Source organism: Shewanella algicola (genome assembly GCF_014648035.1).
GTDB lineage: Bacteria > Pseudomonadota > Gammaproteobacteria > Enterobacterales > Shewanellaceae > Shewanella > Shewanella algicola.
In genome coordinates, this window is record NZ_BMQI01000038.1 from 20,744 (window position 1) to 33,698 (window position 12,955).

The window sequence follows — 12,955 nt, forward strand, 5'->3', positions numbered from 1 at the left end:
TAGCGCTTAGTGGTTATGGATATCAAAGCCAGATTTGGCTTGCTCAGATGCTAAGAAAAAAGCACCAGATACAACAACGCGAGTTTGTGGTGTTAAACCACGAATAAAACTCAGTCCGCGTTGACGCTCCACCACAGAAACCTCTACTGCACTAAATCCACCGTCTTGCTCTATGAACACCTGCCAATCACCATCACCACCGCGTGTTAACGCCGCATCTGGCACAATAAATCCAAGCGGATCAGCCCCTTGATTTGCTGCAAGGTATAATTCGGCAAACTCGCCAGCATGTAAGTCATGGCCTGAGTTTGCCATACGCACTAATACTTGCTCAGTGCGGGTTTGCGAGTTAATTTCATGCGAACGCCCAATAATGACCCCCTCTCGAGTACGGCTTCCCACTCGCACCAAAACATCGGTGCCCATGTTGACTTGATCTGCTTGTAATGGCGTCAGTTCTGCCTCTACCCACAAATACGATTCATCAGTCAGTTGCATCAAAGGTGTGCCCGCGGTTAACACTTGTCCTAACGTGGCAATATCTTGCTGAACCCGACCATTTATGGGAGCCAATAACTGAAACTGACCAATTGAACTTGGCGATGTTGCTAGCTCGGCTATCTGTTTTGTGGACATCATTACCGACTGTAAAATGGCCCGTTTAAGCTCTGCGTTGACTTCGGTTTGCATCCGCTGGCTGGCACTAATGGTGCCTTGGCTCATGCGCTTTATGCGATCCCACTCCATCGCAGCATTGACGTAATCGGCTTGCGCCGCAGCAATATCCGCTCCGCCGATAGTCAATAACGGTTGGCCTTTTTGCACCTGTTGCCCTGGCACCACATGGCGCTTAAGCACCTGCATATCTAATTGCGGCGCTATGGTGATAGTTTTGTCTTTATCAACAACCAGCTGAGCGGTAGCTACAGCCTGTAAATTAAACGCGGTCGCACTTAACTGTGCCACTTCCACTCCCGCGAGTTGGCGCTGCTCTGCACTTAAGGTTAACAACGACTCTTGATGATCGGCTTCTGTTAATTCACTGCTGGCTTGCACAGCCGAACTAGACAGTGCAAATAATGATAACAATAGCGCTGCACTGAACAATAATGCCCGCGAAACGCTAGAGTTAGTGCGGTCATATTGTCGAATGCTTGACGGAGAGATGGGCTGAGTACATGGCGCAACATTAAACGGAGCACGACTCACTAAATGGCTCAACATAGCGTTGGCATTTAATGCTGCCAATAAAGGTAGTGCTGGGACTGATTTGATTTTCATGGTTAATCCTAAAAACAATCTAGACCGTCGACAATAAATATCAACGGAAATAGGCTTAGCCACCGTCATTCAAGCGAGATATTACGACATGATGGAATGCAAAAAAGCATTCATTTGCACAATAACAGCGAATATAGAGGTGAAGCTAAACAGTAAAAACGTGTTTTAAAGGGATTAAACGATAGGAGGGCGATAAGTAGGGAAAGACTCAGGAGGTAAATAGTTAAGTTTAGTATCGGCAAAAAGGTCATGAAAATGTTCACTAACAACATTATCGTTAAGCTTAGCAAGTGCCACATGACCACCATGACACTGACAATCTAAACAGACATCAACTTGCTCAACATCGGTAACATTGTCAGCATGCTGATGATCATCATTTACCGAATGCAGTAATGAACCGTCAAGTGCACAAGCACAATCGACACACTCAACGAGGCTTATCACTTCGGTAGTAAACTGAAGATGTGGATGGTTATTTTGCTCTTCGCTGCTGTTACCCGCGTGTAATTGATGCGCACCTAAATTGGCACCCACAAATTGCAGTAGTACTAAAGCAATCAATAATTTGGCTATGTTAGCCATAAAAGGCAAAACGGTATGATTCAACCATCCACTCCTAAGCGATATTATTTAAATACGCAGTGCTTCGCGTAATCAGCGGCTTCATTTGCTGTCCAATCGCCGCTTTCTTTTTCTTTCATTTGCTTACACCAAGCATCGCTACCTACTTCAGGTGCACAAGCGGTAAGGCTAAGGGTTAATAACAATGCGCTTGAAGCAGCAACTAATTTTGATAAAGACATAAATAAGCTATCCTTTTCTAATAAATATTCGGAATTTGTTGACCCTTTTCGGTATCAACAAACCATAAACTAACACTTTGAACGTTTAGCAATCCACGCAATAGCATCTTGTTTTTGCGATAACGGAAACCATGCAACCTCACCTTGCATAAATGGTCCCATTAAACGTACAGCATTACCCACCCAATCTGGGCCGCCAACAAACACTAGCGCGTCAAAAGCAGGTAATTGCACTTCACCACTGCCGGTTAATGAACCAAAGTCCCACCCTTCGAGCAATACGTCGGCTTCGATATACAAACATACTTGGTCCCAATCTTTACGATAGGCACGAATAGCAGGCTGTAAACGGGTACGGTAATCTGGCGCAGATAAACGGCCACTAACAAACAAACTAATAACACCCTTGGAAATATCGGGGATTTGACACAACATAGCGCTAACTCCAGCCTTATCTAAAGGCTATAGAACAGGCTTTATACGGTGATGCCATCGTGTAAAGCAATAATGGCACTCATAATACCAAAACTCTGCAATTGATGTAATCACTCAACGATTAATCAGCGCGTTAGTTAATCTCCGTGTGAAGCAGCGCTCAGACTGCTCAACACCCAACGCTGAAAAATAAGCCTAATTACGGTATAATTAACCGATAAAACATATTAAAGAGGACAACCTCAACCGAATGATACAAATAACTCAACGAGTCATATTGCAAGACAATGAAATTGAATGGCAGTTTGTTCGCTCAAGTGGCGCTGGCGGTCAAAATGTTAATAAGGTATCAACAGCGGCCCAGCTTAGCTTTGATATTGCGTCATCGTCATTGCCTGAATTTTATCAACAAAAACTATTAGCAAAGGCCGATCACCGCATTACCAAAAGCGGAAAGATTGTCATTAAGTGTCAGCAATCAAGAAGCCAGGATTTTAATCGTCAAACCGCGTTAGAACAATTTATTGAGTTGGTAAAAAGTGTCGGCATTGTACAAAAGGCCCGTATTGCGACCAAAGCAACTAAAGGCAGCCAAACCCGCCGAATTGAAGCGAAAAAACAACGCGGTGCCACTAAAGCCATGCGCCAAAATAAAACCGGCTATTAATGCATTTTTAGCCATTAGATGAACATTTTTAGGTTTACCACGCGCGCATCTTCAGTAAGAATGGACTCACACGTTTTATTGCCCACACCACAGGAAGTACCATGAGCAGCACAGCCAAAGTTTTAGTGATTAACGGCCCAAATCTAAATTTGCTTGGCCGTCGCGAGCCGGGTCATTATGGTCATCAAACCTTAACCACCATTGTGAGCGATTTAACCACTGCCGCTAATCAAGCAGATATCAGTTTAGAGCACATTCAATCGAACGCTGAATTCCAGCTGATTGATGCGATTCATGCAACTGATGCCCAGTTTATTATTATCAATCCTGCTGCATTTACCCACACCAGTGTTGCCCTGCGTGACGCGATACTCGGCGTTGCCATTCCGTTTATTGAAGTGCATTTGTCCAATGTGCATGCGCGCGAGCCTTTTAGACATCATTCGTATTTCTCTGACAAAGCCCTAGGGGTTATTTGTGGGCTAGGAGCGCAAGGTTATGATTTCGCTCTGCTAGCAGCCATTAAGTACCTAAAAGAGCACAGCAAAGGTTAATCTGATTTGAGTAAGCTAAAAGCCGACGTCAGCATTATTTATAGCGGCATATTCAGCCAATGGAATAACGAGAGCGATGACTTGCCACGTTTTTTAGAGGCCACAGTTCACGTTCCCGCCGTTATCGATACTGAGTTTGGCTTTATTGCTCGGATCAAAAAAGCCAAAAACCAGGTGCTGACTTACTGCATATATCATCCAGATATTCCAGACGACAATGGTCATATTCGACCACCGTTTAATGGGACGGTTTATATCAAAGAAAATGATTGGCGCTTTTACTTGGGTGATTGTATTTGGGCACCTGTGAGTAATAAGCAGGGTAACTGGCGAATGACCTTAGAGCTCAATGGCAAAATTGTTGCCGATAAAACCTTTAAGGTATATCTCCCCGAATAAAGTGAAGCTTTATCGATAATCTCGCTACCACATTCAAGGTGATTGCATTTGGGCGCCAGTAAATAACAAAGTCGGTAACTGGCGCATGACGCTTAAGCTTAGGCTCAATGGCAAAATTGTTGCCGACAAAACCTTTAAGGTATATCTCCCCGAATAAAGTGAAGCGTTATCGATAATCTCGCTACCACATTCAAGGTGATTGTTTGCTATACTCCGCGCAAATTGCCCCGCCATTATTGAGTGTCCATGTCTATTCAAGCTGTTTTAACTGATGCGTTAGCGAAACGCGCTGCTTTTTTTGAGCAAGCTAAACAAAATAACACCGATTGTTATCGGGTATTTCATGGCACTGTAGAAGGTGAAAATGGCCTTAATATTGACCGTTACGGCGATGCGTGGTTAATCCAAACATTTCACCAGACATTATCAGACGAGCAACTAGCAGAGATTTCAAGTGTGCTGACCGATCATGCTGACTTTCATATTGTTTACAACGATCGCTCAGGCAGTCACTCACGTATCGCTAACACGAGTGGCAATGAAGCCCAGGATTACGCACAAACGGAACAAGTTATCCGCGAAAACGGCATTAACTTTACCTCTAAGCTACGCCACGAAGGCCAGGACCCGCTGTTGTTTTTAGACATGCGCATTGGGCGTGAATATGTGTGCGATAACAGCAAGGATAAAACTGTACTCAACTTGTTTTCGTACACTTGCGGCATTGGTATTGCGGCCGCTATGGGCGGCGCGCGTAAAGTGATGAATGTCGATTTTTCATCCTTTGCATTAGCGGCCGGGCAAAAAAATGCCGAGTTAAACAAGGTCACCGATGTGTGTGAGTTTGTGCAAAGTGATGCGTTTCCGGCTCTGCGTCAATTAGCGGGTTTACCGGTTGGCGGACGCCGTAATCAAAAACTGCCTAAATACCCAAAACTGCGAGCCATGCAATTTGATTTAGTATTTTTAGACCCGCCACGTTTTGCCAAAAGCGCCTTTGGCATTGTCGATTTAGTCAATGATTACCAGGGTTTATTTAAACCTGCTGTATTAGCCACTAAAGCCGGTGGCCATATCGTGTGTTGTAACAATGTCGCCAAAGTTGACCGCCAGACATGGTATGACAGCCTAGTGCGTTGTGTTGAAAAACAGGGCCGTAAAGTCACCTCCAGCCAATGGTTAGACTGCCATCCAGATTTTCCTGCATTTGATGATAATCACCCATTAAAAATCGTCGTATTAGGCATAGATTAATCGAGACAAGAACAACCATTTGCGACAAACAATTCAGCCACCATTAAGGTGGCTGAACTGTTTTGGTTAACCCAAAAACTGACTTAAGAGATTTGTGGATTACCCACAGCACTCGTTGCGCTGTAATTACGCGCATCTAAACTCGTAAAGCTTTTGTCTAAAATGGTATCAACGTATTGCCAATCACTGCGGACTTCATCAGCAGTAAAAGTCAGCAATAAATAACCACGATCTTTTAAGTTAGCGTATTTCAGGTCACTAATTAAGCCCACGATAGCCGCTTCGGTTGCAGGCATCTCAGCATCAGACAAACCTAAGTAATACTCAAGCCCAGGTGACGATACTGAGCTGGTAGCAAATTCAACACCCACCACGCTACCGTTGGTGTCTGTTAACTCACTTGCCCAAGCATTATGAGTGTCGCCCGCAATCACCACTAAATTATGATTTAACGATTTGGCGGTCGCGTAAATCACTTCACGCTCGTAGGCGTAACCGTCCCACGCGTCTAAATTGTACGGAATCGATGGTAATTGTAATAATACCATCACCTCTGGGGTCAACTTGTCTTGATTAGCTTGTAAGTACGCCAGTTGTTCTGCCGTTAATGTGCTGTCCCCAGCTTGTGCTCGCCCTGCCAATTGGGCAATGCCAGCAAGCTCAGCAAATTGTGGAATACTCATTTGCTGGGTCGCAATGGCGGCTGGCATTAACATTTTACCCATTAACACCTGCTGTCCTAATACCTGCCATTTAGCAGTAGACTGCAACAAGGTTTGCTGTAACCACAATAGTTGTGTTTGCCCTAATAACGTGCGACTGGTATCGGTGACCGCAGCCAAAAACGCGTCGCTGTTAAACGAACCTGTGACAGGGTCAATGTAGTCGCCGTATTCTAATTGCTTGTCGCGAGCCAGCACACGAGTGTCGAGCATATGCAAATCAACCAGATCGCCGAAATTAAAACTTCTGTAGATTTCTTCATGATTACCTTCGTTCCAGGGGCGGATTGGCAGCCACTCAAAATAAGCTTGCAGTGCGGCAGCTTTACGCTCATCAAAATCCCCCTCATCATCGTTATGATTTTCTGCGCCGTCTTTCCAAGTGTCATTTGCAACTTCGTGATCATCCCACACCGTAATAAAAGGCACTTTAGCATGCAACTTTTGTAAACTGGCATCGCTTCGGTATTGGCTATAACGAGTACGATAATCAGCCAACAAAAATAGCTCTCCCTCGGGCAAGACTTCACGGCCTAATGCGGCAGCATTTTCGCTGGCGTATTCTCCGCGAGCGTATTCATATAAGTAGTCACCTAAATGCACCACAGCATCTAAATCATCTCGTTGAGCGGCCATTTCGTACACATTAAAATAGCCAGCAGGGAAATTAGCACATGACATTACCGCAAGCTTAACCGAGCCAACACTGCCCTGTGGTAAGGTGCGAGTTTGACCTATCTCAGATACGTTTTCGCCTGCTTTAAAGCGATAAAAATATTGCTGACCCGCGATTAATCCCACCGCATCAATTTTAACGGTATAGTCACGGCTGTCATTAGTGACGGTTTGGCCATTAGTGACCAAATCAGTAAAGTCACTGTCTGTGGCAACTTCCCATGACACTGTAATATCGCCTTGTGTATCTGGAGTGACACGCGTCCATAAGATCACAGCATCTGTTGCCGGGTCGCCACTGGCAACACCTTGCAAAAACTGGCCAGAAATAACATCGTCATCATCACTATTACAGCCCATTAAACCGTAAGACACCACAACGGCACCGACACCTTTGGCCGACATAGCCAAAAAATCACGACGAGTCACAAACCGTTTCATAAATATATCCTTATTTTTATTGTTCACATGCGGCCATGCTTGCCACAGCCTAAGAGGTTTAATGGTTGGCTATTTTGAAAGTGAACCATGACATAACAGTGACAGAAGCATGACAAACTTGTCTCAATAACAAACCAATATAAGGCTAGACCATATAATTGCTCACAACGTATTAAATTAAATTGCGCGCAATGTAGTTGCAAATTAATTCCAGTCTGGTTATAGTTAACACAATTAGATTGTGCACAACTTAAATTATACATAACTTAAATTAACTTATTTTTATACGAGGTTTATTATGTCAACTTTATACACTACTTCAGCAACAGCATTAGCCGGCCGTAATGGTCAAGTTTCTACCGACGACAAAAAAGTCGAGTTACAATTAAGCTACCCAAAAGAAATGGGCGGCAGCGGCGAGTTTACTAACCCAGAACAATTATTTGCAGCAGGTTATGCCGCATGTTTTTCTAACGCAATTTTACACGTTGCTAGCCAAGGCAAAGTGGCTATCAAAGCGGCACCAACCACAGCAACAGTAGGCATTGGTCCAAACGACAATGGCGGATTTGCACTTACAGTCGCCCTTGCTGTTAAACTTGATTTAGACCAGGAAGCAGCAGAAAAACTGGTTAAAACCGCACACCAAGTTTGCCCATATTCAAATGCAGTACGTGGCAACATTGATGTGAGATTAACCGTTAATGGCCAAGCGATTTAACGCAAAAAATTACTGCGTAAGGTGTGTTTAGCCAAAAAAACCAAGACGCGAGTCTTGGTTTTTTGTTGTTGGATACCTAGAGAGTTGTAACTACGCCTTAATACTCATTAAAATATCGAGTGCACGCAAGCGGTGCTCGTTGCTGTATAAATCGTTAGTAAACATCACTTCATCTACGCCAAGCTGCTCAACAAACACTTCTAAACGATGTTTAATGGTCGCAGGGCCGCCGCAAATAGATAAACTCAAAAAACTATCGACATAACTTTTTTCTTGCTCGCTCCACAACCCATCCATGCTGTCGATGGGCGGTTTAAGCCACATTTCCTGGCCGCGAATAAGCGCTAAAATACGTTGTTTTGATGTGGTGCTTAGGAACTGCGCTTCGGCATCGGTAGGCGCTGCCACTAACGGTAACCCAACCATCACATAAGGTTTAGCGAGCACTGCCGACGGGACAAATTCACGGCGATATAAGGCAATGGCTTCTGATAAAAATCGTGGCGCAAAATGGCCCGCAAACACGTACGGCAAACCACGTTGCGCCGCGAGTTGCGCACTGAACAAACTTGAACCCAATAACCAAATCGGTACATTGGTATTCTCGCCCGGAATTGCCCTTACCGCTTTAGCTTGCCCGCTTTGGCGCGCTTCACGTGGGCCGAGTAATGATTGCAGCTCACTGACCTCATCGGGGAAATGCTCTGCCCGTTGGGTATCGCGATTAAGCGCTAAGCTGGTTACCGGATCGCTGCCCGGCGCTCGGCCTAGGCCCAAATCAATCCGACCTGGATACAAACTGGCTAAAGTGCCAAATTGCTCTGCCACCACCAGCGGTGCATGATTAGGCAGCATAATGCCACCAGCACCCACTCTAATGCGCTCAGTACCACCTGCAATATAACCAATCAAAATTGATGTTGCCGAGCAAATAATCCCCGGCATATTGTGGTGCTCTGCTAACCAAAACCGATTCACCCCCAAACGCTCAGCATGCTGGGCGTACGCTAAACTGTCTTTAAGGGTATCGGTGATGGTCGAGTCTTCGCGCATTGGCGCAAGTTCAAGTAACGAAAAAGGAATATCTGCCAATATTGACATCATGGCTCCTTATTTGAGGAATGAAAAAATTAGCCTAAAAGGCTTGTAGCATCTCGGGAGTGAATTCGTCGGTATTTATCGTATACCCTGCAGCTTCAATCGCTTGCTGTAGTTTATCGAGCTCATTATTGACGTTAGACATGGTTAAGGTGTTGTTATCTAACTCGTAAACTATCGCCAAACTTTGATAATAAAAGCTCAATATCACCAAAGCATCACGGTTATTGTCTTTAGCCGCTTGTTGCACCGCTTTGAGTTTACGGAAAATTTTGTTTTGCAACTGTTTGAGTTGCCACACGTAATACACTTCATAAAACTTGGGTTTTTCGCGTAAATTGCGGATCAATAAACTGCAAACCATTAAGGCTAAAATGACACCGGTAAAGTTAAGATGAAAATTCCCCGTTGACTCGGCACCAGGTAGTGGCTTAACCCCAAAGAAATAAATCATTAACTGACCGAACACCAACGACAATATGGCCAGTATCACCACTAAACCAATCTGCACCTGATTGTTTACCGACCGGTACTGGTTTTTATCTATTTTAACTAACTTCATTTTGCTACTCGCACATTTCACACTACAGAATTATGCATAGCTTAACGCGCACCAATGTGAGAACAAAAGAGTAAATCGCTTTATATCAGAATAAAAAGACACAAGCCCTTAAATCATCAATAATTTAAGGGCTTAAAATGATCCTACCAATCGACTTGTCACCCGATTAAGGGTTTAGCTTAATTACGACCTGCCATTACGCCGCCATCAACATCCCAAATTGCGCCAGTCACCCAGCCCGCTTGTGGAGACAATAAAAACGTGACACTGTTTGCAACATCAACAGGCGTACCAATGCGGCCAATAGGGTGGAACGCATTAAAGCCTGCCAATGCGGTTTCGACTTCTTTAGGCTCAATAAAGGCTTCATAAATTGGGGTAATCACTACCGCTGGCGACACGGCATTGACGCGGATATTATGCTCTGCTAATTCCATCGCCATATGCTGAGTCAATGCATGTAAACCGGCTTTTGCCATAGAGTAAGCACTCGACGGAGTCGCTTTAATGGCTTGTTTGCCCCACATAGAACCAATATTAACAATACTACCACCGCCATGCTTAATCATGTTTCTGGCGACGGCTTGCGAAATCACAAACATCGCTTTGTTAAGCTCCATGTAAATGTCGTAATCACTCAATTGATGTTCTAAAAATGGCTTAGGATTAAAATAACCTGCCGCATTCACTAAATGATCAATACTGCTATCCATTGCATCAATCATCTTAACCACACGTTGCAGATCTTGCGCATTGTACAAGTTTGCTTGAACACCACTCACACTGCCAACTGCTGATAACTGCTCAACGGCAGCGTCGAGCTTTTGCGCATTGTTACCCACGATAATGGTAGCAACACCTTGAGTGATTAATTGCTTAGCAGTTTCAAAACCAATACCACTGCTGCCACCAATAATTAATGCCGTTTTTGGGGTTAAAGTTGCCATTTGTTCACACCTAAGTTACGAATAAGTGTGATAAGCTTATTGATAAACTATCCAGTTGAATAGTAAGTACAATTTAGTTCCATAGGTACTTTTAGGTACATATTGATGAATACAAAAGAAAAAATATTTCCACGTAAAACTGCACCCGAAAAATCGGCCCGTATGGTCGAAACGATTTACGGCTGTAAATGGTCGTTAACTGTGTATCAGCTGCTCGCCAATAATATTAATCGACCCGGTGAGATGGTGAAATCGGTTGATGGGCTCAGCACTAAAGTGCTCAATCAATGTCTGAAGAAAAACCTCGAATTTGGGATTTTAAATAAGATTAATTATCCCGAAATTCCGCCACGGGTAGAGTATGAGGTGACAGAGTTTGGCCAAAAATTTATGCGGATTTTAGACGACATTGAAAAGCTGCAAAATGAAATTGATGCTTAACCCGCAGGCTAACACCATTCCGAATTAATAAGTGACCACTCAGAATGCATCCAGCGGTTTTTGATTAAGGCGTCGCTATGTAGTCATGGTTGTTCCCTTTCAAATAGCGAGAACGCAAAGCAAAATCCGCTGGGGCATTCCTTTCAGGCGAGTTTTAAAAGGGCTTACACTGCGTTGCATAACTTCGAAAGAGAACAACTATTCATTCAGTCATTCGCCTTGTTTAAGCCCTTTTAAATTCTCGCTGAGAGATCACTTACTAACGCGCAATGGTATAAGCATCCATTATCTCTATCTCATTTTAAACTTGTGATTATTCACTGGCGGCATTAAGCCAAACAAACTCTGGTAATGCGGTTAAATCTAAACAATCGCTCCACTTAGCAATAGCACTACTTTTGGGTTGAGTAGCCTCATCTTGATTAAGCGCTTCCATTAACACTTTTTGTGACTCGGGCTCACCATGCACTAAAATAATGGCAGGTGAATCCTCAAAATGATGATACCAACGTAACAGCTCAGCCTGGTCGGCATGGGCAGACAAACCGCCTACGGTGTGAATACTCGCAGCTACTTTGACACTTTGGCCATGAATGGTCAGCTCTTCTGCGCCATCCACCAATAAGCGCCCTGGAGTGCCTAACGCTTGATAACCACAAATAATAATGTTGGCTTCTTTACGCCATAAATTATGCACAAAATGGTTACGAATTCGGCCACCATTACACATGCCGCTACCCGCAATCACAATTAACCCTTCGTGAATGTCGTTAAGCTCTATCGACTCTTCTGTGCTGCTTACAAACTCAGCACACGATAGTAATGGATGCTTGCCGGGCGACATCCGGGTAAAGCGCTTAAAGTCATCGTCCAGTATGGGGTAATTGTTGACGTAAACCTGTGTAGCTTTAATGGCCATTGGGCTGTCTAAACAAATACGCCACCTCGATAAGTCCCACTCTTTGGCATACAAATGGAACAAATACAGTAACTCTTGTGCACGACCCACTGAAAAAGCTGGGATTAAAATATTGCCTCGACTTTGGTTAATGGTCGCTTTAAATATCGATTTAAGCTCCACCAGCGTTTCATGCCAGCTGCGGTGTAAACGGTTACCATAGGTGCTTTCCATTAGCACTAAATCGGCTTTATCGATAAAGGTTGGGTCATCTAAAATAGGCATACCTGCACGGCCTAAGTCACCGCTAAAGACCAATTTTTTCTGTTCAGGCTGCTGCCCTAGCCACAACTCAACTATCGCAGAACCGAGAATATGCCCGGCATCCGACAAACGGATTTCAATTGAATCGGCAATTTGAACGCGTTGGTCATAATCAACTACCACAAACTGAGCCATGACCTGATTTACCTCTTCTTCGGTAAATAATGGTTCGAGTGCTTCTAAATCATGTTTAGCCCGCTTTTTGTTTTTTCTGTCGGTGTCTCGCTCCTGCAACATCGCAGCGTCACGCAGCATGATGCTACACAGCTGTGCGGTTGCACGTTGGGTGTAAATAGGGCCAGTAAATCCTTGCTTTACGAGGTAAGGTAATCGACCAGAATGGTCAATGTGGGCATGGCTTAATACGACGGCATGGATCTGTTCTGCTTGGAAAGGAAAAGGATCATGATTGCGCAACTCATCGGCTTTGCCACCTTGAATTAATCCACAATCTAATAGTACCTGCCTGCCATCAATGGTGAGTAAATGGCATGAACCAGTAACCTCTTCTGTCGCTCCGAAAAACTGTAAAGTCATTTGCATAAAATCACCTTTAACGTATTGAGCTATAAAGTAAGCGTATGCCATTTTCAGAATAAAATAGCGATCCACATCAAATAAACATTCAAAAAAGCGTCTTTATCTCAATAAGCAGATAAAAATTCACATTTAATGCATACATAACCACAAATTAACATTTACCCACACATGTTAACCGTCTGTTAACAGT

The 12,955-nt window shown here is 44.0% G+C and carries 16 protein-coding genes; 7 read left to right on the forward strand and 9 right to left on the reverse strand.

The genetic code is table 11. The features are described 5' to 3' along the window. Positions 1-6 precede the first annotated feature (6 nt). The 4 genes from IEY42_RS15415 to IEY42_RS15430 form a co-directional block, all read right to left on the reverse strand. On the reverse strand, positions 7-1,281 hold the full coding sequence (locus IEY42_RS15415; protein WP_229780102.1) for an efflux RND transporter periplasmic adaptor subunit: 1,275 nt from the start codon (positions 1,279-1,281) through the stop codon (positions 7-9). A gap of 174 nt (positions 1,282-1,455) precedes the next feature. Beyond that, positions 1,456-1,866 carry a hypothetical protein gene (locus IEY42_RS15420; protein WP_160056062.1) on the reverse strand — a complete coding sequence of 137 codons (411 nt, stop codon included), beginning with the start codon at positions 1,864-1,866 and terminating at the stop codon, positions 1,456-1,458. A 44-nt stretch (positions 1,867-1,910) separates the two neighbouring features. Beyond that, positions 1,911-2,087, reverse strand: a complete 177-nt coding sequence (locus IEY42_RS15425) for a DUF3012 domain-containing protein (RefSeq protein WP_160056019.1) — start codon at positions 2,085-2,087, stop codon at positions 1,911-1,913. A 69-nt stretch (positions 2,088-2,156) separates the two neighbouring features. Continuing rightward, complete coding sequence (locus IEY42_RS15430) at positions 2,157-2,522, reverse strand: SpoIIAA family protein (RefSeq protein WP_188918368.1); 366 nt, start codon at positions 2,520-2,522, stop codon at positions 2,157-2,159. 250 nt (positions 2,523-2,772) lie between these two features. On the opposite strand from IEY42_RS15430, the gene arfB reads away from it, so the two are divergent. The 5 genes from arfB to IEY42_RS15455 all read left to right on the forward strand — a co-directional run bounded on the left by arfB (position 2,773) and on the right by IEY42_RS15455 (position 5,396). Next, positions 2,773-3,189, forward strand: coding sequence for an alternative ribosome rescue aminoacyl-tRNA hydrolase ArfB (gene arfB / locus IEY42_RS15435; protein WP_188926076.1), 417 nt, complete (start codon positions 2,773-2,775; stop codon positions 3,187-3,189). A 101-nt stretch (positions 3,190-3,290) separates the two neighbouring features. After that, positions 3,291-3,743, forward strand: a complete 453-nt coding sequence (aroQ, locus tag IEY42_RS15440; RefSeq protein ID WP_188926077.1) for a type II 3-dehydroquinate dehydratase — start codon at positions 3,291-3,293, stop codon at positions 3,741-3,743. A gap of 6 nt (positions 3,744-3,749) precedes the next feature. Further along, entirely contained in the window at positions 3,750-4,142 is a 393-nt protein-coding gene (locus IEY42_RS15445; protein WP_188926078.1) for a DUF3859 domain-containing protein, read from the forward strand. 31 nt (positions 4,143-4,173) lie between these two features. Continuing rightward, positions 4,174-4,299: a DUF3859 domain-containing protein gene (locus IEY42_RS15450; protein ID WP_188926097.1), complete on the forward strand. Its 126-nt coding sequence runs from the start codon at positions 4,174-4,176 to the stop codon at positions 4,297-4,299. Between the two features lie 89 nt (positions 4,300-4,388). Continuing rightward, on the forward strand, positions 4,389-5,396 hold the full coding sequence (locus IEY42_RS15455; protein WP_188926079.1) for a class I SAM-dependent rRNA methyltransferase: 1,008 nt from the start codon (positions 4,389-4,391) through the stop codon (positions 5,394-5,396). Between the two features lie 83 nt (positions 5,397-5,479). On the opposite strand, the gene IEY42_RS15460 is transcribed toward IEY42_RS15455, so the two are convergent. Further along, positions 5,480-7,234 (reverse strand): alkaline phosphatase D family protein, encoded by a 1,755-nt coding sequence (locus IEY42_RS15460; RefSeq protein ID WP_188926080.1) that lies wholly within the window; start codon positions 7,232-7,234, stop codon positions 5,480-5,482. A gap of 298 nt (positions 7,235-7,532) precedes the next feature. On the opposite strand from IEY42_RS15460, the gene ohr reads away from it, so the two are divergent. Then, positions 7,533-7,955: an organic hydroperoxide reductase Ohr gene (gene ohr, locus IEY42_RS15465; RefSeq protein WP_188926081.1), complete on the forward strand. Its 423-nt coding sequence runs from the start codon at positions 7,533-7,535 to the stop codon at positions 7,953-7,955. A gap of 90 nt (positions 7,956-8,045) precedes the next feature. Here ohr and IEY42_RS15470 read toward each other — a convergent pair whose 3' ends face one another. From IEY42_RS15470 to IEY42_RS15480, 3 genes are all read right to left on the reverse strand, one after another. Further along, positions 8,046-9,056: an LLM class flavin-dependent oxidoreductase gene (locus IEY42_RS15470; protein WP_188926098.1), complete on the reverse strand. Its 1,011-nt coding sequence runs from the start codon at positions 9,054-9,056 to the stop codon at positions 8,046-8,048. A 34-nt stretch (positions 9,057-9,090) separates the two neighbouring features. After that, positions 9,091-9,615 (reverse strand): DUF3087 domain-containing protein, encoded by a 525-nt coding sequence (locus IEY42_RS15475; protein WP_188926082.1) that lies wholly within the window; start codon positions 9,613-9,615, stop codon positions 9,091-9,093. 179 nt (positions 9,616-9,794) lie between these two features. Continuing rightward, positions 9,795-10,562 (reverse strand): SDR family NAD(P)-dependent oxidoreductase, encoded by a 768-nt coding sequence (locus IEY42_RS15480; RefSeq protein ID WP_188926083.1) that lies wholly within the window; start codon positions 10,560-10,562, stop codon positions 9,795-9,797. Positions 10,563-10,667: 105 nt separating this feature from the next. On the opposite strand from IEY42_RS15480, the gene IEY42_RS15485 reads away from it, so the two are divergent. Continuing rightward, on the forward strand, positions 10,668-11,003 hold the full coding sequence (locus IEY42_RS15485) for a winged helix-turn-helix transcriptional regulator (RefSeq protein WP_160055997.1): 336 nt from the start codon (positions 10,668-10,670) through the stop codon (positions 11,001-11,003). A gap of 313 nt (positions 11,004-11,316) precedes the next feature. On the opposite strand, the gene IEY42_RS15490 is transcribed toward IEY42_RS15485, so the two are convergent. After that, positions 11,317-12,768 carry an MBL fold metallo-hydrolase RNA specificity domain-containing protein gene (locus IEY42_RS15490; protein ID WP_188926084.1) on the reverse strand — a complete coding sequence of 484 codons (1,452 nt, stop codon included), beginning with the start codon at positions 12,766-12,768 and terminating at the stop codon, positions 11,317-11,319. Positions 12,769-12,955: the final 187 nt, after the last annotated feature.